The sequence below is a fragment of the Clostridium liquoris genome, assembly GCF_002995785.1.
GTDB classification, from domain to species: domain Bacteria; phylum Bacillota; class Clostridia; order Clostridiales; family Clostridiaceae; genus Clostridium_AO; species Clostridium_AO liquoris.
Genome location: NZ_PVXO01000009.1, coordinates 14,923 through 39,112 on the forward strand (window position 1 = coordinate 14,923; position 24,190 = coordinate 39,112).

Annotated in this window: 21 protein-coding genes and 1 other annotated feature; of the genes, 6 read left to right on the top strand and 15 right to left on the bottom strand. The window is 31.2% G+C overall.

The genetic code is table 11. From position 1 onward, the window contains the following. Positions 1–57: 57 nt before the first annotated feature. Positions 58–270, bottom strand: a binding site (T-box leader). A 42-nt stretch (positions 271–312) separates the two neighbouring features. Beyond that, the gene (locus tag CLLI_RS02345) at positions 313–1,545 is read right to left on the bottom strand and encodes an MDR family MFS transporter (protein WP_106062649.1); all 1,233 of its coding nucleotides are present in this window, start codon (positions 1,543–1,545) and stop codon (positions 313–315) included. Between the two features lie 168 nt (positions 1,546–1,713). Between CLLI_RS02345 and CLLI_RS02350 the strand changes: the two genes are divergently transcribed. Then, a complete protein-coding gene (locus CLLI_RS02350) occupies positions 1,714–2,070 on the top strand; it encodes a CidA/LrgA family protein (RefSeq protein WP_106062650.1) in 357 nt (118 codons plus the stop codon). Then, entirely contained in the window at positions 2,063–2,752 is a 690-nt protein-coding gene (locus tag CLLI_RS02355) for an LrgB family protein (protein ID WP_106062651.1), read from the top strand. Before CLLI_RS02350 ends, CLLI_RS02355 begins: the two co-directional genes overlap by 8 nt. 91 nt (positions 2,753–2,843) lie before the next feature. Here the strand turns inward: CLLI_RS02355 and CLLI_RS02360 are convergent, their stop codons facing one another. The 4 genes from CLLI_RS02360 to CLLI_RS02375 all read right to left on the bottom strand — a co-directional run bounded on the left by CLLI_RS02360 (position 2,844) and on the right by CLLI_RS02375 (position 8,856). Further along, positions 2,844–4,886 carry a thioredoxin domain-containing protein gene (locus tag CLLI_RS02360; RefSeq protein ID WP_106062652.1) on the bottom strand — a complete coding sequence of 681 codons (2,043 nt, stop codon included), beginning with the start codon at positions 4,884–4,886 and terminating at the stop codon, positions 2,844–2,846. Positions 4,887–5,190: 304 nt separating this feature from the next. After that, positions 5,191–5,856: a GntR family transcriptional regulator gene (locus CLLI_RS02365; RefSeq protein WP_106062653.1), complete on the bottom strand. Its 666-nt coding sequence runs from the start codon at positions 5,854–5,856 to the stop codon at positions 5,191–5,193. Positions 5,857–5,993: 137 nt separating this feature from the next. Beyond that, complete coding sequence (locus tag CLLI_RS02370) at positions 5,994–7,316, bottom strand: sodium-dependent transporter (RefSeq protein WP_106062654.1); 1,323 nt, start codon at positions 7,314–7,316, stop codon at positions 5,994–5,996. Positions 7,317–7,464: 148 nt separating this feature from the next. After that, positions 7,465–8,856, bottom strand: coding sequence for a tyrosine phenol-lyase (locus tag CLLI_RS02375; protein ID WP_341456992.1), 1,392 nt, complete (start codon positions 8,854–8,856; stop codon positions 7,465–7,467). Between the two features lie 229 nt (positions 8,857–9,085). Between CLLI_RS02375 and CLLI_RS02380 the strand changes: the two genes are divergently transcribed. Together CLLI_RS02380 and CLLI_RS02385 are read left to right on the top strand one after the other, a co-directional pair. Continuing rightward, on the top strand, positions 9,086–9,823 hold the full coding sequence (locus tag CLLI_RS02380) for a CPBP family glutamic-type intramembrane protease (protein ID WP_106062655.1): 738 nt from the start codon (positions 9,086–9,088) through the stop codon (positions 9,821–9,823). A gap of 87 nt (positions 9,824–9,910) precedes the next feature. Continuing rightward, positions 9,911–10,462, top strand: a complete 552-nt coding sequence (locus CLLI_RS02385) for a protein kinase family protein (protein ID WP_242975495.1) — start codon at positions 9,911–9,913, stop codon at positions 10,460–10,462. A gap of 634 nt (positions 10,463–11,096) precedes the next feature. Here CLLI_RS02385 and CLLI_RS02390 read toward each other — a convergent pair. The 7 genes from CLLI_RS02390 to CLLI_RS02415 all read right to left on the bottom strand — a co-directional run bounded on the left by CLLI_RS02390 (position 11,097) and on the right by CLLI_RS02415 (position 18,501). Then, complete coding sequence (locus CLLI_RS02390; RefSeq protein WP_106062657.1) at positions 11,097–12,104, bottom strand: WG repeat-containing protein; 1,008 nt, start codon at positions 12,102–12,104, stop codon at positions 11,097–11,099. Positions 12,105–12,122: 18 nt separating this feature from the next. Beyond that, entirely contained in the window at positions 12,123–12,278 is a 156-nt protein-coding gene (locus CLLI_RS14400) for a hypothetical protein (RefSeq protein ID WP_170063626.1), read from the bottom strand. A gap of 46 nt (positions 12,279–12,324) precedes the next feature. After that, a complete protein-coding gene (locus tag CLLI_RS02395; RefSeq protein WP_106062658.1) occupies positions 12,325–12,981 on the bottom strand; it encodes an undecaprenyl diphosphate synthase family protein in 657 nt (218 codons plus the stop codon). A gap of 175 nt (positions 12,982–13,156) precedes the next feature. Continuing rightward, positions 13,157–13,861: a phosphatase PAP2 family protein gene (locus CLLI_RS02400; protein ID WP_106062659.1), complete on the bottom strand. Its 705-nt coding sequence runs from the start codon at positions 13,859–13,861 to the stop codon at positions 13,157–13,159. Between the two features lie 22 nt (positions 13,862–13,883). Next, complete coding sequence (locus tag CLLI_RS02405; protein ID WP_106062660.1) at positions 13,884–16,388, bottom strand: cation-translocating P-type ATPase; 2,505 nt, start codon at positions 16,386–16,388, stop codon at positions 13,884–13,886. Positions 16,389–16,642: 254 nt separating this feature from the next. Next, on the bottom strand, positions 16,643–17,290 hold the full coding sequence (locus CLLI_RS02410; RefSeq protein ID WP_106062661.1) for a GntR family transcriptional regulator: 648 nt from the start codon (positions 17,288–17,290) through the stop codon (positions 16,643–16,645). A 77-nt stretch (positions 17,291–17,367) separates the two neighbouring features. Beyond that, positions 17,368–18,501, bottom strand: a complete 1,134-nt coding sequence (locus CLLI_RS02415) for an alanine dehydrogenase (RefSeq protein WP_106062662.1) — start codon at positions 18,499–18,501, stop codon at positions 17,368–17,370. 155 nt (positions 18,502–18,656) lie between these two features. On the opposite strand from CLLI_RS02415, the gene CLLI_RS02420 reads away from it, so the two are divergent. Both CLLI_RS02420 and kamA read left to right on the top strand, forming a co-directional pair. Next, positions 18,657–19,454 carry a polysaccharide deacetylase family protein gene (locus CLLI_RS02420; protein ID WP_106062663.1) on the top strand — a complete coding sequence of 266 codons (798 nt, stop codon included), beginning with the start codon at positions 18,657–18,659 and terminating at the stop codon, positions 19,452–19,454. Positions 19,455–19,474: 20 nt separating this feature from the next. Then, positions 19,475–20,749 carry a lysine 2,3-aminomutase gene (kamA, locus tag CLLI_RS02425; protein WP_106062664.1) on the top strand — a complete coding sequence of 425 codons (1,275 nt, stop codon included), beginning with the start codon at positions 19,475–19,477 and terminating at the stop codon, positions 20,747–20,749. 37 nt (positions 20,750–20,786) lie between these two features. Here kamA and CLLI_RS02430 read toward each other — a convergent pair whose 3' ends face one another. The 3 genes from CLLI_RS02430 to CLLI_RS02440 all read right to left on the bottom strand — a co-directional run bounded on the left by CLLI_RS02430 (position 20,787) and on the right by CLLI_RS02440 (position 24,180). After that, a complete protein-coding gene (locus CLLI_RS02430) occupies positions 20,787–21,287 on the bottom strand; it encodes a TspO/MBR family protein (RefSeq protein ID WP_106062665.1) in 501 nt (166 codons plus the stop codon). A 125-nt stretch (positions 21,288–21,412) separates the two neighbouring features. Then, positions 21,413–23,518 carry a methyl-accepting chemotaxis protein gene (locus CLLI_RS02435; protein ID WP_106062666.1) on the bottom strand — a complete coding sequence of 702 codons (2,106 nt, stop codon included), beginning with the start codon at positions 23,516–23,518 and terminating at the stop codon, positions 21,413–21,415. A gap of 152 nt (positions 23,519–23,670) precedes the next feature. Further along, the gene (locus CLLI_RS02440) at positions 23,671–24,180 is read right to left on the bottom strand and encodes a DUF2179 domain-containing protein (protein WP_106062667.1); all 510 of its coding nucleotides are present in this window, start codon (positions 24,178–24,180) and stop codon (positions 23,671–23,673) included. Positions 24,181–24,190: the final 10 nt, after the last annotated feature.

Here is a 24,190-nt window from a genome sequence, read left to right on the forward strand (position 1 = left end):
TATTATTTATTATCTGCTTTTTTGTTTTTATATATAAAAAACCCATCTCTTATAAATAAAAGAGACGGGTAATGTTCCGCGGTACCACTCTAATTGACAAAGTCCACTCAAAACCTTAACGTGGTTAGCGTCCTATTCTACTCTTCTAAACATAGAATTTTGAATAAGCTTCTCCAAGGCTCTATTTCCTTCTATTCTCTTACAGGCTTCCACCAATCCCTGCTCGCTTAAAGAGCGGATAAAAAGTACTTTCCTTTTCATAGAATTAATTTTAATTTCAAAGTTAATTATATTATTACCCTTTCCCTTTTGTCAATACGAATTAGCAATTTTACCCCTATTAGACTTGGCTAACAGGCTCATAAAGATAGCTGCAATTAAAATAACTATAAATATTACTATCCAACCTTTCTCTATTCCATACTGAGATGAGAATTTTCCCATAGCCACAGGTCCTAGCGCCCATCCTGCTCCATAAATAGTTGATAATGCTCCATTTATCCTTCCTCTATGGGAAATAGGGCTATTATTTGATATAATCACTGGAGTATTAATGGATACTATGATTTCTCCTATAGTCATAATAGCTATAGAAATAAAAAACCATAGTATATCTTTGGAAACTGCAAAAACTAAAAAGGATAGTGAATACAACATTCCTCCAAAGGAAATAGCTTTAAAGTTATTAATTTTTCTAGTCCACCTAGAAAGTAATGGAGTAAAGCATATAATTATAAGACCATTAAATCCTGCTAAGAGACCAAAGTACCTGGCTCCTCCTTGACCTAATATATTCCCCAATTGCAAAGGAAGTAAAAATCCCCATTGGGAATAAGCAAATTGATAAACAAATAATATTAAAGCAAAATGTATTAATATTTTTCTTCCAAACAGCACTTTAAATATGGAACCTTCTTCACCCTTTTCTAAAGAATATCCATCTCCTTCCTTTCTATACTGTAAGGTTTCCTTTACAAAAAATAATATAAGAATTAAGGATATACTAGTAGTGAATGCATCTCCCCAAAATACTAAAGGCAAATGGTTTTTATATAAAAATCCTCCTATGACAGGGCCTATGGCAAATCCTAAATTGTGTCCCATATATAATAGCGAAAAGGCTTCCTTTCTATTGTCAGGCGTAGTTAAATCTGCAACCATGGCATCTTGGGCTGGCATACAAAAAGAATAGAATATGGGAGCTAGCATTAAAGTGTATGCCATCTTCATAGAAGGTTTTAAAAACCCACATATTATAAATACAAATAAGGATAAAGTTTGAAATGTTAATATTATTCTCTTTCTTCCAAGTATATCCACAAGCTTTCCGCCTATTAGCATACCCGGTGCTGATAGTAAGGATATACTAGTCATAAATATTCCTGCTTTATTTGCAGAAATACCTATCTTTTGAGTAAGTATGAGAGTTAACAGTGGATAAACAAAGCTGCCCAAACTATTTACAATTCTAGATATAAAAATTATATATATTTCTTTAGGAAGCCCCTTATAGGGCTTTATCATCTTATGTATAATCCTTTTCATATAGCCCTCCGCAATCTATGTTTCCAGTTATCAAGTATACGCTATTTGTGAATGTTTTTAAATAATCTTTTTAAAATTTAAACTTTTATCATGCTATAGTATTTTTCTATAAAAAGTAATAAAATAAATAATGGCGTTTTAAAGCTACTAAAAGAAAGAGGTGTTTTTTTGAAAGCATTACGACAATTAGGTATTATATTATTAGTATGCCTATTAGGGGAATCTATACACAGTTTTCTTAAATTAAACATACCAGGTAGTGTAATAGGTATGTTGATATTATTTTTATGTTTATGTACAGGTGTAATTAAATTAAAAATGATAGATCATGTTAGTAAATTTTTATTAGATCATCTTGCTTTTTTCTTCATACCTGCAGGAGTTGGAATAATATCCTGTATGCCTATGCTGGAAGGGAAATGGATAGCCTTTTTATCTGTGTGCATTATATCTACCATTATAATAATCAGCGTAACTGGTTGGACAATACAATTATATATAAGGAGGGCAGAAAAAAATGAATGATATTATTAACTCACCTATGTTTGGAATCCTACTATCTATCATCTGTTTTGAAGTAGGCTTATATGTATATAGGAAAACTAAAATTCCACTATTTAATCCACTTTTAATATGTATAACACTAATAGTTATAATATTACTTTCCTGCAATATAAGTTTAGACTCATTTAACAAAGGCGGAAAACTTATATCATTTTTTTTAGGACCAGCCACAGTAGTACTTGCAGTACCTTTATATCATAAATTAGAAACCATAAAGGAATATGCTGTGCCAATATTCCTTGGTGTAACTGTAGGTTCTATTACTGCTATATTTAGTATATTCTATATTTCCAAGCTATTTGGTCTGACCAGTGAATTAACACTTTCCTTAATCCCTAAATCTATAACTACGCCTATAGGTATAGAAGTTTCTAAGACAATTGGCGGAATTCCTGCAATTACCGTAGCTGCAATCATAATAACCGGCATTATGGGGGCAGTTATTTCCCCCATTGTATGTAAAACATTTAAAATAACAGATGAAATCGCCATAGGAATTTCAATAGGAACTTCTTCCCATGTCATAGGAACCACAAAAGCTATAGAAATGGGGGAAACTGAAGGGGCAATGAGTGGACTCGCTATTGGTATTGCTGGCCTGATTACTTCCTTTTTAGCTCCAATTTTGATTAAACTACTGTAAAAAGTAAAGAGTATAGGATAATTTTTCTCCATTTTATTAAGAAAAGCTTCCTTTACTCTTTACCCTTCATTATTCACTATTCACTAAAAGATCACTTATCTAATAGCTGCAAAAAATCCATAATATTATCTACTGGCTTATGGCAAGAAAAATTTTCGCATATATAAGCAGTAGTTTTATCCTTTATTTTTCTTTCATGTTCTATAAAAGGTATAAATTTATTTAAATTACTCCCATGGTTATTCAGTAGGACCATAGTAAAAGGTAAAAATCTATTATTTATTTCCTTTATCATTTCCCTGGTAATATTATCCTCAAGCTCACCGGCTATTACTATTTGTTTATTTTCTTTTACACTATATATAAATGCTGTAAGAAAAAAGCTGTGAGACTCTAAATTATTTTTTACATTTCCTCCAAAATTATCGAATGTTTTTGAAGCCATTTCCCCTAATTCTGTATCCCCAGTAATTCTAGAAAGTCTAAGCATATTATAAACCGCTACAGAATTTCCTGAAGGTATGGCACTATCATAACTCTCTTTTGGTTTATATATAAGTTGTTCTCCATCTTTTCCATATAAAAAGAAACCTGCTGAAGTTTCGTCCCAGAAAAGCCTTATCATTTCTTTATTGAAATAGATAGCTTTATCTAAATATTTAACATTAAAGGTAGCTTCATAGAGTCCTATAAGAGCCCATATTAAAAATGCATAATCATCTAAGTAAGCTAAATGAGCTCCTTCATCTTCTCTATATCTAGCCAGTAATCTTCCATCTTCTCTTAAAAGATTATTTAATATAAACTCTGAAGCTTTTTCCCCTGCATTAACATATTTTTCGTTATTGAAGACCCTTCCTGCATATGCAAAAGCTACAATAGCTAAGGCGTTCCATGAAGTAAGTATTTTATCATCTTTAAAAGGGTGTATTCTTTTTTCTCTATAATTAAATAACTTATCTCTACAGCTATCCAATTTTTTTATTAAATCTTCATCTGTGTCTTCTAAATTTTTTTCTATTAGATTAGGTATGTTTCTTCCTTCAAAGTTTCCATTTTTACTTATACCATAAACAGACGAGAAAATTTTACATTGTTCCTCCCCTAATACTTTATTTATTTCTTCTAAATCCCATAAATAGAACTTTCCTTCTTCTCCCTCGGAATCTGCATCTTCAGCAGAATAAAAACCTCCCTGTGGTGAAGTCATATTTCTTAATATGTAGTTTAATATTTTTTCTCCCACTTCTTTATAAAAATTATCTTTTGTAACTTGATATGCTTCAGCATAAACTAAAGCTAAAAGGGCATTATCATAAAGCATCTTTTCGAAGTGTGGTACAAGCCATTTTTTATCTGTGGAATATCTTGAAAATCCAAATCCTATGTGATCAAATATTCCACCTTTATACATTTGCTTTAAAGTGTTTTCCACTATTTCTAAAGCTTTTTTATTTTTATACACTTCATAAAATCTTAAAAGGAACATAAGTTTATGAGGGGTAGGAAATTTAGGCTGTGTATAGAATCCTCCATATACTGGATCATAAACTTCTTTTAAGTTTTCATATGCTCTTTTTATCACATCTTCTTTCAACTCTTCACTTTTGTCTACTACTATATAACTATTTATATCTTTCATTAGTCTTTCTGAAGAATTGATTAGCTTCTCCCTATTATCTCTCCATTCTTTTTGAACCGCATCTAAAATATTAAGTAATCCTGGTCTACCAAAATGGCTTTTCTTAGGGAAATAAGTACCTGCAAAAAATGGCTTTTTATCAGGAGTCATTATTATTGTTAAAGGCCACCCACCACTTCCCGTGGTAGCCTGACAAAAGGTCATATAGATGCTATCCACATCTGGCCTTTCTTCTCTATCTACTTTTATAGAAATAAAGCCTTCTTTTAATTTTTCCCCTACTTCTTCATCCTCAAAAGATTCCTTTTCCATGATGTGACACCAATGACAAGTGCTGTAACCTATACTTAAAAAAATTGGTTTATCTTCTGCTTTTGCTTTATTAAAAGCTTCACCGCCCCAAGGAAACCAATCAACAGGATTATATGCGTGTTGAAGTAAATACGGAGATTTCTCATTTATTAATCTATTTAGCGTACTTGTTGGGCTCATAAAACCAGCTCCTATAAATTTATTAATAGAATTAGTATACCCGGTAAAACTGCTTTAAGTCCCATAAAAGCAAAAAAAAGCGTTAATATTCACATATATTAGCGCTTTTTTTATTCCTTTGCTTATCTAAAAAAAACACATATAATCGCAATCACAACATATAGACAAGGTTCTAATTTAATTACTAAGTTATCATTAGAAGAAATATTAATTGTTGTTTTAGTTGAGAATTGACAATTGACAGTTAAGGCTAATTTTTTCCATATCTCACTTTACACTATCTGCTCTAGTTATCATGAGAATGTTATTCAAGTTTTTTTTCTCTTTGCTGGAGTATTTTCTTAAATATTTCTTCAGCACCTTTATAATGATCCTCAGTAAGCTTCATTGCCAATTTATAATCATTGTTTCTAAAGGCGTCTAATATTTTTCTATGCATCTTTATACTGTTTTCCCTAATTTGACAGGCTTCAGGTCCGTAATAACTCCTAACAAGCATTTCATGAAGAACATTATATTCTTTAAAAATCTTTTTTAATCTAGTATTTTTAGAGTATTCAATAAATGTCTTATGAAACTTATAATCATAATCATAAAATTCATCAGTGCCTATACAATTCTCCTGAAGTGATAAATACTTTTCCAAATCCCTACATACTTCCTCGGTGTCAGATTTCTCAAAAGACAATTTTATGCCAGTGTTAATTGCATATAGAAGCACTTCATTAATCTCAAGAAAAAAATCATAATCAAAATCAACCACTGTTGCTCCAGATTTATCAATGGAGGTAACAAGTCCATCTTGATATAAACGGTTTATGGCATCACGAATAGGAGATGAACTAACCCCAAATCTCTTTTGCAATGTTCTATTGACAAGTTTTGAGCCAAAGGGAATCTCTCTTTTTAATATTTCCATTTTTAATATATCATAAATTTGATCACTTAAAGTTTTTTTGTTAATTAACACACCACTACTCCTGTATTTTTATTAAGTAAAAATAAACTAACATGATTATATCATTAATGCTTTATTATGTAAATAAAAGAGGTGGAGTACAACCCCACCACAATTTTCTTAAAATGTTTGCCACCATTTATTAAGTTTTAGAATGCTACTTTCATAGATAGAGCAACTATACACAAGATTGCTGCAAATGGTACATAAACATATTTGCCCATATTATACCATAAATCTCCTTGTTTCTTTTTAGCTCCTAAATTGATCTCATTAAGCAAATCCTCTTTTTTCATAATCCAAAACCAAGATATGGCACCTAAGGTTGCTCCAATTGGAATAATATATATAGATATAAAATCCATCCACGGTCCCCATTTAAATATAGGTTCCATATTAACGCCTATACCAAAGCAGATTACACAAAGTAATATTAGCATAGGAATACGTTTTAGTTTAGGAAATTTATGCATTAGTGATTCTCCAACTACTTCAAACATGTTTTGAAGAGAGGTTACTCCACCAAATACTACTGCTGTAAATAGTATTATTGCAAATAATCTACCGAATGGTATGTTTTGTAATATTTTAGGTAAAGTTACAAAAAGAAGTCCAGGACCTGCACCAACATCTACATTGTATGCAAAGCAAGCAGGTATGATAACCAATGCTGCTACCATAGCTGCAATTGTATCAAATATAGCAGTATTTACTGCTCCATCTACTATATCTTCACCATCTGATAGATATGCACCATATACAATCATCCCACTACCAGTTACAGATAAAGAGAAAAACGCCTGTCCCATGGCCCAAACCCAAACCATTGGATCTCGTAATGCTTCCCATCTAGGAATGAACATAAATTTATATCCTTCCATTGCCCCAGGTAAAAAAGCCACACGAATAGCAAGAATTATAAATAGTATAAAAAACAATGGCATCATAATCTTATTAGACTTCTCAATACTATCAGCACCAAGTGTCAATGTAAGCAATGTTCCAACAACTACTATTAAGTGATATGGAATAACTGAGTAATCTATCATAGAAAATGACTCAAACCACGCACCTGTATCTACAGCCATAAGGCTACCCGTAACAGATTGACCCCAACCTTTAAGTACATATGCAATAATTACTGCATACCCTATTGCTATACACATAGATCCCGCGAGAGGAATCCACCCTATATACTTACCAACCTTTTCCTTGCCGCCAGATTTCCAAGCATTTTCATAAGCACCCAATGTACCAGTTTTTGCTCTACGTCCTATTGCATATTCTGCCGAAAGTCCTACATAACTGAAAATAACTATGAATATAAGATAAGCTATCAGGAACGCTCCACCACCATTGCTGCCTAATTTGTAAGGGAAACCCCAAACATTAGCCATACCTACAGCTGAACCTACGCAGGCTAATATAAACCCCCATTTTGACGCAAATTTGTTGGTGCTTTTATTTTCCATATTTCCCCTCCCTATTTTAACCTCAATACTAGGAGTCATTATAAAATTGAACTTTTATTTCTACCAAACCATATATCTTTATAATATCTATATTCTATATTTCCAGGCTTTATGCCTGAAAATATAGAATAATAAATTCTTACTATAATTAGTCTGCATAATCAAATTTTGCAGTAAAGAATCTTAACTGTGCAGGTTCATAAGTAAATTTAAGTGGTCTTATCTCTTTATAATTTTTATATAGATTAATAACTGATTCAGCTACAATATCCATGTGTTTGTAAGTATAAACTCTTCTTGGAATAGTAAGTCTAACAGTTTCTAATTTTGGTTTATGGTTTTCACCTGTCTTATTATCTCTGCCTGCAGAAACTATACCACGTTCCATGGATCTAACACCTGAGTCAATGTAAAGTGAAGCAGCTAATGATTGAGCTGGAAATTGTTCTTGAACTAAATGTGGACAGAATCTTCTTGCATCTAGGAATACTGCATGTCCGCCAACTGGTTCAACTATAGGAACTCCTGCTTCTAATAATCTATCTCCAAGATATCTAACTTGTTTTACTCTGTGTTCTATATATTCATATTGCATTGATTCTCTAAGTCCAATTGCCATGGCTTGCATATCACGGCCAGCCATACCACCGTATGATGGCATACCTTCGTAAACTACTACTATTTCTTTAGCTTTTCCAAATAATTCTTCATCATTAATGGCTAAGAATCCACCAATATTTACTATACAATCTTTTTTACCTGACATAGTAGCACCATCAGAGTAACTGAACATTTCATGTACTATATCTTTAATTGAAACATCTGAATATCCCTCTTCTTGTTCTTTAATGAAATATGCATTTTCAACACATCTAGTAGCATCATAGAATACCTTTATTCCATGTTTTGCTGTGATTTCTCTAACAGCTCTCATATTAGCCATAGAAACTGGCTGCCCACCTGCTAGATTTACAGTAACAGCAAGGCATACATAAGCTATATTTTCTGCACCTTTTTCATCTATTAATTTTTGAAGTTTATTTAAATCAATATCACCTTTGAATTTAATATTTGCTGCAGCATCATGAGCTACGTCCCTGATAATGTCTACAAAGATGCCTCCATTTTTTTCTTGGTGATACCTAGTAGTTGTAAAATACATATTTCCAGCTACATACTGTCCTGGTTTAATTGCTATACTTGAAAGAATATTTTCTGCACCACGTCCTTGATGAGTAGGAACAATATGCTTAAATCCAAATATCTCCTTTATAGTAGACTCTAGATATACCCAGTTTTTACTACCAGCATAAGCTTCGTCTCCTATCATCATTCCTGACCATTGACTATCACTCATAGCATTAGTTCCTGAGTCAGTAAGTAAATCAATATAAACATCTTCTGATTTTAAGTTGAACGTATTATATCCAGCTTCCTTCATAGCAATTTCACGTTCTTCTTTAGAGATCATCTTTACAGTTTCCACGCTTTTAATTTTAAAAGGCTCCGCAGGGTACTTACTTAAATCCATATAATCCATAATAAGGCTCCTCCTTTAAATATAACAAATATTTGATATGATGCATCATACATCAGCGACCATCTTAATTGTACTATGGAAAATAATGGATGTCAATAGCAATAATATATTTAATTTTACAAATAAATCTAAATACTAAAAGTAATGATTTTTACATATAAATATGATAATATAAGCTTAATGATTGTCTACAATCATCGACCAAATATAATGGATTGGGGGACAAACATTGAAAAAGATTTTTACTCAATTTTTATTAATGTCGTTTATCATAAGTTATATATGTTTTGGTTCAATAGTTTATTCCAAGGTTGTATTCGAGGATATATTTAGCAATTCTATTTATCTATCTATTTTTCTTCTTGGATGTCTAGGTCCTTTTATTTCATCATTTATAGTATATATTTCAAATAAGGAAAAACTAGGTGGAATGAAAGGATTTATAGGTAAGTTAAAGATAATTAAATCTCCAAAAAACATTGTTTTAATACCAATATTTCTAATTGCACATTATGGTTTTGCCGTAATTTTGAAAGGTGTTTATAGGTATGGTAGTATTATAGATTTTTTTCGCTATCTTCCCATGATGTTTGTGATACTTGGCTCTCAAGAAATTGGCTGGAGAGGATTATTGCAGCCTGCCAATGAAGAAAAAAATGGTTTTTGGAAATCCTCTATTACAACAGGACTTTTTTGGTCATTGTGGTTTTTACCACTTATATACATACCACATTTCATTATACTGCCGCAATTTTATGCACAATTTGCAGCATATTTAGTGGGAGTAAGTTTATTATTGACTACTCTTTATAAATCAAGTGGCAGCATTATATATTGTGTAATACTATCTAGCTCTATCTTCGCACTATCCCCAGTTATCGTCTTAAAGCAGGGCTTCATTCTTGTTGGTATAGCATTGATTGATGCAATAGTTGCAAGTACATTTAAGGACAAAATTCTCAACTAATCAAGCTCAAGTAATTCCTTTATATATTTCACCTCTCCTACACTTATGTAATATACTATAGTACCAATTACTAACCGAGGTGAAAAAATGAATAAATATTTAGGAGTTGACCTAAACCGTTGCAAATTTATTGGAAAAGGAGCTCAAGGAAAAGTATATCTGCTTCCAGACCAGAAGAGAGTGATTAAAGTATATAATTCACGTAAAGGTTGTCTAGGGGAAGCTAAAATACTATTAAGTGTAAGGAATAATCCATACTTTCCTAGAATCTATTCCTATAACAACACCTGTATGATAAGGGAATACGTACCTGGGGTTTGCATAAATAAATATATAAAAAAACATGGACTTTCTAGACGCCTAGCTATAAATATAGTAAAACTTATAGAAAGCTTCAAAAATGAAGGCTTTAAAAGATTGGATATAAGATGTGCACATATTTTTGTACAACCTAATGAAAGCATAAAAGTAATAGATCCTAGAAAGGTATTTCAAAAGAAGGTTACTTATCCTCACAGAATATTAAAAACCCTTGATAAATTAGGCAGCCTGCCACAGTTTATGGAGATACTAAATAAAGAATATCCTGATCTATATAAAAATTGGATGTATAAATACAAAAGGTCATGTAAAAAATAGCATAATTGTATATATAACATATTATATAATGAAGCATTAATGAAGGAGTATTAAGTAGATCACATGGATAATTCATTTGATTTATATAGAAATAATGGATTTTATAGATGAGGATGCAGTAATATTTCTCCTGTAGGGAGTACTAATACTTTTCAGAACTATGGGCCTCCAGATAGGCCTGCCCCATGTTTTGTACCAGAAAAAGCAAGAGCAAAAGCACTGGGTTTTACAAAAACCCCAGGTATAAATGCCATTGTTTCAAGCACTTTTAAACCATGTTTGCTAAAGTTCACCTATATATGGATGAATAATAACCTACAATTTTGGTCTAAGCCTGTAACTATGGATTGGAATTCAATAGGATGTTGGATTTTTGATGGAGTTAATTGGGATTACAATTATATAACCTTAAAAGATATTGAGTGTTTTATATGCTATTAGGATATTAAAATAGCAGCTTGCATTGAAGTGCACCGGAGCTGTGGCATTAAGTAATTTACATACAATATACTGTTTTGCAAATTTAAAGTTACCACAATATATTGTAGGATTTATTCCTAGTGTCACAGCCTCAGGTGCATTTTAAACACTTACATTATTGTCCTCATTTATTGTTAACCTTTTCCTTCAACAATCAAACCTTCCAAATACACTGTCCATCTTTATTTATATACCTAATTCTATTTTCAAATGTAACCTTAGCAACACCATCTACAAATTTTGAAACTTCATCAAAATTTGGTTCTATAATAAAATTGCATTCTTTGTCTATATATCCCCATTTTCCATTTACTTCTACAGATATTAGACCTTCACTAATGGTATCTACATTATCAAACTTTATTGGAATTAGCTCTTTACCTTCTTTATTCACAAATCCATATTTATCACCAATAGCTACAGCTGCGAATCCCTTATAAAAATTATCTGCCCAATCATACTTCGCAGGTATTGTCATTTCTCCTTTTGCATCTACAAATCCATACTTATCATTTAGTTCAACAGCAGCTAACCCTTCACTAAAATCATTAGCTGTAGAATAATTAGGTTTAATTACTATTTCTCCTGCCTTATCTATATATCCACATTTATTTTTTACTTGTACCGCTGCCATACCTTCTGAAAATCCATAGGCATAATTATATTTAGGTTCTACAGCTATATTTCCATTTTTATCTATAAAGCCTAGTTTTCCACCTGATTGAACCAAAGCTAACCCTTCACTAAAATCAAAGGCATCTAAAAATTCTGGTTTTATTACTATTTTACCCTCTTGATTTATATATCCCCATTTGTATCCTAATTGTACCGCTGCCAGCCCTTCGCTGAAAATACTAGCCTCATTAAATTGGGGAGTGATAACTAAGTTCCCTTTATTATCTACGAAGCCCCTTTTTCCTTCTAGCTCAACCATGGCAAGCCCTTCACTGAATTCATATACATCCTCATATTCAGCTTTTACTACTAAATTACCTTCCATATCTATAAAACCGAAGCTATCATCTATACCTATTATAGCTAAGCTCTCATTAAACTCTTCAGCATAATCAAACTCAGGTTCTATGCAAATTTCTCCTAAGTTATTTATGTATCCATATTTACCATTAGACTTTATTGGATAAAGTGTCTTATGTGTTTCCATGTTTTATATTCTCCTCCCTTATTTGTCAAATAATCCACCTTGTTTATTCTTTTTAATGGCTTTTCTGCTTCCGCCAATATTCTTATCTGCTCTCATATTACAACTCTGCTGGGAGCTTTTTTTCTTTTTTTCTTCAATTATCTTTTTCATCATCTCTATATTTTTATCTGACATTTAATATCCTCCTTTAACTAGTATAAATTATTAAAACTGACTATTATTAGCCTCCTAAAGTTACATCCTGTCCTTCATACCATTCTAATGCTTCATAAAAATGTTCAGCATTGAAATCAGGCCAAAAATCATTAATTATATAAAAATCTGAGTATACTGATTGTACTGGTAAAAATCCACTTAACCTACATCTTCCTCCCCATCTTATTATCAAATCCATTCTTGATATATCTGATGAAGCTATATTGTTGATAAATCCTTTTTTCCTTACACTTTTATCATACTTAGATACATCCCATTCCCATCCATAATTAATTAAGAAGTTTGCTTTAATGCCGCCTTTACCAAACTTCTTTCTCTTAGTAAATGGCAAAAGCTCTTCAGGAAATAAACTAGATTCTGCATCACCTACAACTAATATTTCACAATCGGTATGGGTTAATCTCATAACGGATTCTACACAAGCATTTCTAAATTCTTTTGTTTGGTCGGCAGGTCTTTTTGTATTATCCTTGGTAAATCCATAAAAAGTTACTTCATTTATTCCTATTTGTGAACACAAATTAAATAATTCAACTCCTGGATCGATTCCAAATTTATATCCATCTTTTTTGTCAAATCCCTTATTCTGGGCCCACCTTCTATTCCCATCTGGAATTATCCCAATGTGTGTAGGTAATCTTTTAAAATTATATTTATCCATTAATAGCCCTCCAATATGTTTAAATTACAGTATATTTTTACCCTAATTTAGAATATTATATCATTCTGCTTCTTATATTAATAAAATTATATCATTATTATTCATGATTATATATATTTTTCTATTGCAAATTAAAAAGTAACTCAAATGAGTAATTGCATTTGAGTTACTTTTTTTATATTCCTTTTGTTTTCCTTCGATAATAAGAAAATCTGTGAATAGCTATATTTATGCCACACCAAAATATAGCTGCCGACCATCCTGCCAACACATCACTTAGATAGTGAACCCTTAAGTATACCCTGCTTATTCCAATAATTATTGCTAATAATATTAGACATATGGTAATTGTATAAGCCTTTTCCTTATTATTAAAATACAATAATATTAAATAACATGCAAGTATAGAAAAGGATAAAGACACCATCGCATGTCCGCTAGGCATACTGTATCCAGTTGCATTAATTAATTTCATAGAAGGTCTATCTCTTCTAAAGGAAGCTTTTAGAAGCTCATTAAATAGCCATACTCCTAAAATATTTAAAGCAAAAAATATACTTTCGTTTTCCATATTTTTTAGGTAAAGAACTATGGCTATTATTATTGTTGCTATTACTATTATAGAAGGATTACCTATATTGGTAACAGTTTTAAAAAAATTAGTGAAATTAGTACTTTCTATACTTTTAGCATAATTTGCAGCCCATATATCCATAGCTAAATTACCATTTTCTTTAAAATAATATTGTATTATATTTATAAATGCCACAATGGACATAAAAGCTAAAACTATACCTATAAAAAAGTACTTCCATCTTTCATCATTTTCTTTATATACTTTTATAAAGTTTTTATAGGATTTTATTGGAGAATCACTCAAAATATCACCTCAACATTTAGGATTATCTCCCTATCCTATTGTTAAATAGCTTAACTATTTCCCACCAAGCAGCAGATATAATTGCTAATAGTATAGATAAAGAAAGCATTTTTCCATCTAGTGGTATTGTTTTAAATATAGAATTTAATGGTTTAATGTATACCACTGAAAAAATCATAACCAATGCAATGCCATTTATTATTAAACTGGACTTGCTTTTTCCCTCACGAAAAATGCTAAAAAGGCTTTTTGTATTTGATCTATCAACAAGAACCAATATCACATTTGAAACCACAAGAGTCATTAAAGAAAAACTTCTTGCAAAATCCACATTGTAACCATAATCTACCAAATAATGGAAAGGTAAAAATGCACCTAAGAACATAACTGTTCCTTGTAATACTGCTTTTATTGTCATTTTCCAGGTTAGCAATGGTTCTTCTGGTGAACGTGGCGGCTGCTCCATTATATAAGGTTCTGCTTCTTCACCTTCAAATATTATAGAACAGGTTGGATCTATAATTAACTCTAGTAAAACTATGTGTACTGGTAACAATATCTGAGGTAAATTAAATATTGGTGAACATAATGCTATAGCTGCAATAGGTATATGGATTATAAGTATATATACCATAGCTTTCCTTATGTTGTCAAATATTCTTCTTCCATCCTTAACAGACTCAACTATGGTGGTGAAATTATCATCCATAAGAATCATATGAGAAGCCTCTTTAGCTACCTCTGTTCCTCTTTTACCCATGGCAATGCCTATATCTGCGCTTTTTAAAGCAGGAGCGTCATTTACTCCGTCTCCAGTCATAGCAACTATTTCGTTATTTTTCTTAAGAGCCTTTACTATTTTCATTTTGTGCTCAGGAATTACCCTAGAGAAAATATCACAATGATTAACCTTTTCACATAATCCCTCTTCTGACATACTATCAATATCTTCCCCAGTTATAGTAGTATTATTAAATTTCAATCCAATCTCTTTGCCAATAGCTTCGGCAGTTTTGCTATAATCTCCTGTTATCATAACTACTCTGATACCAGCTTTTTTGCATACTTCTATGGCTTCCCTTACCCCTTCTTTAGGTGGATCTTGAAGACCTACTAACCCTTTAAAGGTAAAACTATAGTCTTCTATATTTTCCTTTAATTCATCACTATAGCTTTCACAAAAGGCAAGTACTCTAAGGCCTTTATCTGCCATATTGTCCATAGCTTTTAATATGGATTTTTCATCATCTTCTGTAAGGCTGCATAAAGGAAGCACTGTAGCTGGGGCTCCTTTCAATGCCACATACATCTTTTCGTCTTTTCTAAATATATTAGCCATTCTTTTAGTTTGAGAGTTAAATGGCACCTTTTCCAATATATCTAAATCATATAATTTTTTTATATCAATGTCCTTTTCTCCTACTTTTACAATAGCCTTTTCCATAGGATCGTAAGGATCCTTTTCACAGGACAATATCATTAACTTCTTAAATTCTTTACTTGATAATTTATTTACTTCTATGAGCCTTCCATCAATATATGCATACTTTACTTCCATAATATTTTTAGTAATGGTGCCTGTTTTATCAACACAAAGTACTGTTGCGGAACCTAAAGTTTCTACGGCTGCAATTCTTCTTATTAATGTGTTCTTCTTTGCTAACCTAAAAGCGCCTAAGGATAGAAAAACTGTTAAAACTACAGGAAATTCTTCAGGTATCATAGCCATAGCCAAGGTTATGCCGGACAATATACTTTCTATTAAATTTCCACTATACAAATAGGAAAAAATTATTACTAAAACGCATAATATAAGCCCTGCTATAGCAAGATTTTTAACTAATGCTCTAGTCTTTTTCTGAAGAGGTGTTATTTCATCCCCTGTTTCACTTATAGCTTTTCCTATTTTCCCATACTCCGTGTCAAAACCTATGGAAGCCACTTCTGCTGTGCATTTTCCAAATATGGACAAAGTTCCTGCATATAGCATATACTTTTTCCAATAATCACCGCTTTTATCTGATTTATCTTCATCTGCGGTAACTTTAAATACAGCTTCTGGCTCACCAGTAAGGATAGACTCATCTACTGAAAAGTTAGAAGCTTCTAATACTTCACAATCTGCTGGTATTCTTTCTCCCTCTGATATAAAAATTATATCTCCTGGAACCAATTCATTACTTTTGATTAACTTTTTTTCACCATCTCTCTTAACATTTACATGAGGAGATGTTAAATCTCTTAAAGAATTTACTGTCCTCTCTGTTTTCCATTCCTGTATAAAAGTTATAGATGCTACAAAAGCAACAAAAACAAGCATTATTGCTGCTTCCTTTGGCTCACCTAAAATAAAATATAGAGCAGCCGTACCAAGCAGAAGTAAAAACATAGGCTCCTTAAAAACTTCTAAGAATTTTTTTATAGCACTGGGTTTTTCAGTTTTTACCAATTCATTATAGCCATGTTTTTTTCTAAGCTCTTCCACTTCCTCAGAGTTTAATCCTTTAAATTCCTTTTCTTTAACCATTCCTATTTCCTCCAATTAAGGTTTATTAATATTATATTCTCAATTGATTAATAAGTTCCCTTGATTATATCATATATTTTCTTATTTTTCAACATTTATCGCATGTATAACCATTATCAAATGATAATGAAAAACACATGGTAATGATTTTTATTTACAATAGAGAATAAAAATAATATTCACCGAGGAATAAAAAAAACACCAAGTTTAATATTCTTGGTGTTATTATTATTAATTTATATATATTTTTTATTCTATTTTTTCTTTTCATCATCTGGATAAGTATCGTATAAGTAATTATAAACCTTATCGTATACATTTCTGTTGCCTATAAACACTATGATGTCTCCATTGCGGAAAACATAATTTGGTCCTGGAGAAATCACTATCTTTTCTCCCCTTCTATAAGCCACTATAGTAGCCTCAGTAGCCTGCCAAAATCTGATCTCATTAACTGCTTTACCTAAAACATTGCATCCCTCATTAATTTCTAATTCTATTAATGTAAAAGGTGTGATGTTTTTAAATCTATCTATAAAATCCAATATTTTGTCAAAGTTTACCTGTATTTCATCGTCTAATTCCTTTTTCTTTTCAATAAGTTTAAATATATTTTCCTTAACAGTATTTAGATATTCCGTGTCCTTATTCTTTTCAATAAATTTTTCTGCTGCAGGTACAGATAATATCTCTATTCCGCTGCCCTTTGTAGAAGAAACTACACTCATATCCTCAAGTAATGCTATTGCCCTCCTTATTGTTTCCGGTGACACATTATACATACTAGCTAAGGTAGATCTGCCACTTATCTTTTCATCAATCTTTAACTCTCCAATAACAATTTTATTGGCAATGTCTAATGCTATATTTTTATATACTGCCCCTCCCTGATGAGATTTCATTTTAATTCCTCCATTAAGCCATAATATATAATTATTGACAATTCCTTATTTAATCTTATACTATATTACACCAAAGTTTAATTATTTTCTACTATTTTCTCATATTTTTCAAAGTACTCAATAGTAGCCCTATGTATTGCCCTAGTAAAGTAATCATCGCTAACCTCTGTGAAATTTTCTCTACTAAGTCTAATTAGCTGCTGCAATATAGGGAACAGCTGCATTCCATATAAATACATACATTCTTCAGGTTTTATACCTGGCCACGCATTACAGCTAACCACCACTCTTCTATTATCCTTATTAACCTGCTCTGGTATTGTGTTATAGATTGGATCATTAGGATAAATAACTGGTTTATCAAGTGTTCCTGTAGGAATTCCCTCAATGGCTTTAACTTGCATAGGCTCAATATCTGTTAAATAAGGATCTGCAGTTAAATCCAGTATTACCCCATGAGGTTTTAAATATGATATTAAATCATTGCTTATTATATAGTTAGAGGGATTGTCTCTAGTAGAGGCATCTATTAATATATCCGTTTCCTTTAATATTTTAATAAGCTCTTCTCTATCATTGGTAACACTTCTAGGAAGCATATTAACAATAACTCCCTTTGTATTCAATTCCTTCATCTTATTGTTTAATTCTAAATTTCCATATTTTCCTGCAGCTTTTGCTGCATAAAGTCCTACCATTCCCATACCAATAATTGTTACCTTTATAGTATCTCTATCTTTAGAATAAAAATCCTTCATAGTCTTTGAAAGTTCCTGAAACGCCATTTCAACTCCATTGCCAGAGGTTCCATTGTAATTTACCACTATTCTTTCTAAAAAATCATTTCTTAAAGAATCCATAGAAACTCCAAAAATATTTTTTTCCTTTAATCTTTGTACTCTTGTAGCCCTTGTAGGATAGTGGAGCATACTTAATAAAGTACTGCCGTCCTTCATAGAATTAATTTCATTAAATTCTGGGCATCGAAGAACTACCACCATATCCTTTTCATAACATTCTCTATTTGAAATAAATTTTATATTCTTATTTGCTTTTAAATATTCTTCATGACATATTCCCATGGCTGATCCATAGCCATTTTCTAAAAAGAACTCAGCATTTTCACTGTTTAATCTTCTGAAAAAATCCGGTAAGAAATCTCTTTTTTCATTTTTTTCTTTATGCATTCTTGGAAATCCTAAAGTAATCATATGATACAATCCCCCTTTTTACAAAAATTTAACATGAAAGATTTTGACAAGAAAAAACTCATGTAGTATAATAAGGTTGTTGATAGTTACAACTTCATTATATACTATAAGTTGTAGTTTTTCAACACACTTTGTGTTAAAGGAGGATACACTGATTGGGTAATATAGAAAAGTTAGTGAATAAAGAAGGATTTGCATTTGCCCTTTCTATAGATTGTGAAGGCACCAACTTTGATAAGAACCTAGAAAATAATGCAAAAAATTTAGAAAGGCTTTTAAGACTAAATTCTAAAAACAATATTTATACTATACTCTTTATAACTCCTTATTTTGCAGACATGCTATGTAAATTAAATTTAGTAGAAAAAATAAAACAATACAAAGTTATATTTGGTCTACATATTCATCCTGATAATTTACCTGAAGAAATTAAGATTCATTGTCCCTTTATAAATCATGAGGAAAAGTTGCTTGCAGCTTATTCCTATGAGGAACAAAAAATAATAATAAAACACTCTATGGATTATTTATATGGTAAGGGAATAAATCCAATAGAAATCTTTAGAGGAGGATATTTCTCCATGGATGACAATACTTCAAAGGCTCTTAAAGAATTAACAGATATAAATTATGAGTCTCATAATATTTATAGAAAGCAGTACAAGGTTACTAAAAATTTGTTAACCCCCGTTCCTGTATATGCCTTTGATAGTAATGAAGAATTGAGATTGGAATATTTCTCAACAGAAAAATTAGTACAGATGTTAGCAGAGGCCATAAAGGACAATAAAAAAGCTTTAGGTATTACTCACAGCTATTTGCTTGACCCTGAAGACCTTCACTATAAAAGGGACAATATAGCTAAAGATATTCATTATAGATTAAAGGAATTAATTAAGGTTATCAAGCTTTATAAACAAGCTATTGAACCCATAGAGAATATAAAATTATAAAATAAGAACGGAGGTTATTTATGAGAGATTATAGGGAAATTGAATTATGGAAAGACGTTACAGAAGAGCAGTGGAATGATTGGAAATGGCAGGTAAGAAACAGGATAACTACAGTGGATGAATTGAAGAAAGTTATCACTCTTTTGCCTGAAGAAGAACAAGCTATTGATAGATGTTTAAAGACTTTAAGAATGGCTATTTCTCCTTATTATGCTACTTTAATCGATCCTAATGATCCTAATGATCCTATAAGAAAACAAGCTGTGCCTACCATACAGGAATTGAATATTTCTACAGCAGATATGTGTGATCCTCTACATGAAGATGCTACTTCACCAGTTCCGGGACTCACTCATGCTTATCCTGATAGAGTATTATTTTTAATTACGGATATGTGTTCTATGTACTGTAGACATTGTACAAGAAGAAGATTTGCTGGACATACTGATGCTTCTATACCTAAAGATAGAATCGAAATGGCTCTAAATTATATAAGAAATACTCCTTCTGTAAGAGATGTACTTCTTTCCGGTGGAGATGCCCTTATGGTTGATGACGATAAATTAGAATATATAATTAAAAGTTTAAGAGAAATTCCCCATGTAGAAATTATAAGACTTGGTTCCAGAACGCCAGTAGTTAACCCCATGAGAATTACAGATGATCTTGTAAATATGTTGAAAAAGTATCATCCTATTTGGTTAAACACTCATTTCAATCACCCAAATGAAATAACAGAATATTCAATAAAAGCCTGTGAAAAACTAGCTAATGCTGGAATACCTTTAGGAAATCAATCAGTGCTTTTAAAAGGAATAAATGACTGTGTATATATTCAAAGGGACTTAGTTACTAAATTAGTTAAAATGAGAGTTAGACCTTACTATCTATATCAATGTGATTTATCTCAAGGTATTGAACATTTTAGAACAAAGGTTTCAAAGGGGATTGAAATCATAGAAGGATTAAGAGGTCATACCTCAGGTTACTGCGTTCCTACTTTCGTAGTTGATGCACCTGGCGGCGGAGGAAAAATTCCTGTTATGCCTCAATATTTAATAAGTCAATCTCCTACTAAGATAGTGCTAAGAAACTATGAAGGAGTTATAACCACTTATACCGAACCAACCAATGCTGAAGAAAGTAAATGTACCTGTAACGTTTGCCGTGGAAAAATTGATTCTGAAACCACTGGGGTGTTCTCACTGCTAGAAAATAAAAGGATAAACTTAGAACCAAAATCCTTAGATAGAAAGAAGAGAATAAGCGAATATAAAAAGAGTCAAAATATTTAAAGAGGAGTAGCCCGCTTTCGCAGCGGATTACCCCTCTTTAAATATTTTGTAACCAGAAAAAATAGTTTAATACAAGGATAAAAGTACTCCATACCAAGTATGGAATTAATAAATAAGCTGCAGATTTATCATATCTTCTAAACTCTAATATGGTAAGTATTATAAAGAATACTAATAATATTAATTCAAAAAATGCTAATTGTATAATTCTGAATCTGAAGAATATTATGCTCCATAAAATATTTAACATCAATTGTGTACCATATAATCTTAGAGGAAGTTTTACATTTAGCCCTCTCTTTCCTAATAGGATTATCCTATAAGCTGCAATTCCCAAAAATAAATATAAAACAATCCATACAATTGGAAATACACTCGCTGGCGGTGTAAATGCAGGTTTTTTTAAGTTGGTAAATATCTGTCTAATATCTCCTGATAAAAATACAGCTAACACTCCTGTTAATTCTGTAATAACTATACTTGTTATCAGCAAGTAAATATTTTTACCTCCTCCAACCTTATAGATGTGTTCCTTCATATATACATATACCTCTTTTATTTATTAATACACAGTTAATTAATATGTTCATTTCATTATAATTATACCTTTAATAGCAATTATGATAAAAGGCAAATTATTAAATAATAATTTGCCTTTTATCATTAATCTATTTTGAAATTTTTAATTTCTGACACAAGTTTCTGAGACATTCCATTTAACTCCTCAGTTAATGCATTTATTTCCTGCATTTCAGCATTCTGCTCTTCTGTAGCAGCACAAACATTTTGTGTAACTTCTGATATATCACTGGATACTGTAGAGATATTTTCAGTTACGGAGATAACTCTATTTCTGCTATTGTCTACACTCTTTAAGCTTTGTGTAATATTGTTTATTTTCTCTACTACATTTTCAATAGACAGATTTATTTCTTTGAAAATATCCTTTGTATTGTCGACAGCTTCGTTTTGTGCTGAAACTACTGACTCTGTCTGCTTTATAGTGCTCTTTGCAAGCTCAATATCCTTTTGTATATTTGTTATAATAGTCTTTACGTTGTTAGTAGACTCCGCTGTATTTTCAGATAACTTTCTTACTTCTTCTGCTACTACAGAGAATCCTTTTCCTGCTTCTCCAGCTCTAGCAGCTTCTATAGCAGCATTTAAAGCAAGCAGATTAGTCTGTTCAGATATAGATGTTATGGTTTCAACAATTGATCCTATGCTGTTGGCTTTTTCACTAAGATCGTTTATTACCTTTGTAACATCCTTAGAAACCTTACTATTTTCTTCATTTTTTGCTTCTAATTTATTAATAGTTTGGAATCCTTTATTTGAAATATCATAAACATTGTTGGAAGATTCTCTGCTTTCGTCAATATGTTTTTCAACTAAATCAAGTTCATTAGAAAGTTCATTAGCAGCATCTAATCCATCCTTTGAATTTTTAGCTCCTGTTTCTATATTTGTGGATACATCACTAATGGTTGTAGCTACCTCATTTATTGAACTGGAAGTTTGTTCAGTAGATGCAAGCAAGGATTCACAAGAATCTGAAACTACCTTTGAAGCTTCATCAATATTTTTAATTAGTTGTTTCATATTATTTATCATTATATTAAAGCTATTACTTAATACACCAATTTCATCCTTTGATTTATAAGTACTTTTTACCGTTAAATCCCCTTCTGATGCTTTTTCAGTTAATTTTACTAAATCTAATAATGGTTTTATAAATATATTAGAAATAATATAAATTATAATTACTGCTAAAATTAATATAATTACTCCGAATATAATACTAGTGTTTTTTATGCTATTTACCATAGCAAAAGCATCTTTCTGTTTTTCCACAGTAATTACAGCCCAATTTTGAGAATCTCCAGGTAACTTTATAGTTTGGTAAGCACTGATTGTACTGTTTCCATCTAAATCTTTGTATTGTGTAACACCTGATTCTCCATTTAACGCCTTAAGTGTTATTTCCTTAAGCTTTTCTGGTACTTGAATTTCTTTAACTTCTGCTTTAGGTACACCCTTGTTATCCTTTATAACCTTACCAGCGCTGTCTTTTAATTTAATCGTTTTAGTCAATGTTTTATAGTTATATATTTCTTGGACTTGTTCTCTTTGAGGATGAGCTATTACATCACCTTCACCATCAATAACATAAGCATATACTTTATCAGTACTATACCTTTCTACCATTTTTTGAAGCTCGTCCAATTTTAAATCTGCATCCATTACTCCCTTCATTTGTCCTTTGTTATCTATTATTGGAAAAATTATAGAGTTGATAGCTTCACTATTATCATTTACAGTAAGATAGGATTTACTAACAAATGGCTTTTTTGTTTGAACACTTTGTTTAAACCACCATCTATCTGCTCTATTTGCTAAAGTTCCTTTTGATCTTGCTGTCTGATCTCCCTTCATATCCTGTATGCAGAATAAATCAAAATATGGATTTCTCTTTATGGTATCCTTTACTGCCTCATTTTGTTTTGCAGCATTAAATTCCTCTACATAGCTATTGTTTATTAACTCCTCTGTTATACCATAAGCCTTTCCAATATAATCTGTTACACTATTGGATATAGTTTTAGCTAATTGTTTATGGTCTCCATTGATATGATTTCCTAAATTTTTTGTGGTGTAATAGTTAAATATAAAGCCTGATACTATAAGTGGTATAGATACAAGTAAAACCGAACCTATAATCAATTTTTGCTTTATTGATTTAATTTTAATCTCCCCCTTAAACAACATATTTGTTATTCGAAATATATTGCATTATTAAAAAATATTTTATTATAAATATAATGACACTTATGTTATCGTGGCTTTTTAGGAAAAGCTTAGTAATAATTTAATAAAAAAGTAAGGAATTCTTCCATGCAAATTCCCTACTTTCAACTTTCCTACTTTCTTATTCCGTACCCACCATAGATAGTTTTGGTATCAGTAATAGATATTACTGCATTTACATGAGTTTCTTCAACCAGCTTTATAATTTCATTTTTTCTTCTTCTTTTAGCATGAACCATGAGAATAGTCCTATTTTCATTTATTCCTTCAGCTTTAATTTTTGTTACACCTAGATTATATTCTCTTAATTTTTCTGCAAGGGTATCTCCATCAGCTTCTGAAACTATTACACTTATAGTTAAAAGCCCTAATGCCAGTTTTTCTTCAAGAATTGAGCCCAGATAATTGCCACAAGCAAAACCTAGTGCATATACAACCATTCTTATTGGATCTTCATCAATACCTACTAGGACTTTACTTACCAAGTATAGCCATATTGATACTTCAAAAAATCCAATTATTGATCCATAAACCTTTTCTCCTCTAGTTATTAGCACTGTTCTTAATGTCATAAGAGATACTTCAAGTATTTTTGCAACGAAAATAAGTAAATAGGTAATCATAGAAAACCTC

Coding starts and splice junctions, on each gene's coding strand:
- CLLI_RS02345 (WP_106062649.1), bottom strand. CDS start 1,545: ATGAAAAGGATTATACATAAGATGATAAAGCCCTATAAGGGGCTTCCT.
- CLLI_RS02355 (WP_106062651.1), top strand. CDS start 2,063: ATGAATGATATTATTAACTCACCTATGTTTGGAATCCTACTATCTATC.
- CLLI_RS02360 (WP_106062652.1), bottom strand. CDS start 4,886: ATGAGCCCAACAAGTACGCTAAATAGATTAATAAATGAGAAATCTCCG.
- CLLI_RS02370 (WP_106062654.1), bottom strand. CDS start 7,316: ATGGAAAATAAAAGCACCAACAAATTTGCGTCAAAATGGGGGTTTATA.
- CLLI_RS02375 (WP_341456992.1), bottom strand. CDS start 8,856: ATGGATTATATGGATTTAAGTAAGTACCCTGCGGAGCCTTTTAAAATT.
- CLLI_RS02385 (WP_242975495.1), top strand. CDS start 9,911: ATGAATAAATATTTAGGAGTTGACCTAAACCGTTGCAAATTTATTGGA.
- CLLI_RS02390 (WP_106062657.1), bottom strand. CDS start 12,104: ATGGAAACACATAAGACACTTTATCCAATAAAGTCTAATGGTAAATAT.
- CLLI_RS14400 (WP_170063626.1), bottom strand. CDS start 12,278: ATGTCAGATAAAAATATAGAGATGATGAAAAAGATAATTGAAGAAAAA.
- CLLI_RS02395 (WP_106062658.1), bottom strand. CDS start 12,981: ATGGATAAATATAATTTTAAAAGATTACCTACACACATTGGGATAATT.
- CLLI_RS02405 (WP_106062660.1), bottom strand. CDS start 16,388: ATGGTTAAAGAAAAGGAATTTAAAGGATTAAACTCTGAGGAAGTGGAA.
- CLLI_RS02410 (WP_106062661.1), bottom strand. CDS start 17,290: ATGAAATCTCATCAGGGAGGGGCAGTATATAAAAATATAGCATTAGAC.
- CLLI_RS02415 (WP_106062662.1), bottom strand. CDS start 18,501: ATGATTACTTTAGGATTTCCAAGAATGCATAAAGAAAAAAATGAAAAA.
- kamA (WP_106062664.1), top strand. CDS start 19,475: ATGAGAGATTATAGGGAAATTGAATTATGGAAAGACGTTACAGAAGAG.
- CLLI_RS02430 (WP_106062665.1), bottom strand. CDS start 21,287: ATGAAGGAACACATCTATAAGGTTGGAGGAGGTAAAAATATTTACTTG.
- CLLI_RS02435 (WP_106062666.1), bottom strand. CDS start 23,518: ATGTTGTTTAAGGGGGAGATTAAAATTAAATCAATAAAGCAAAAATTG.
- CLLI_RS02440 (WP_106062667.1), bottom strand. CDS start 24,180: ATGATTACCTATTTACTTATTTTCGTTGCAAAAATACTTGAAGTATCT.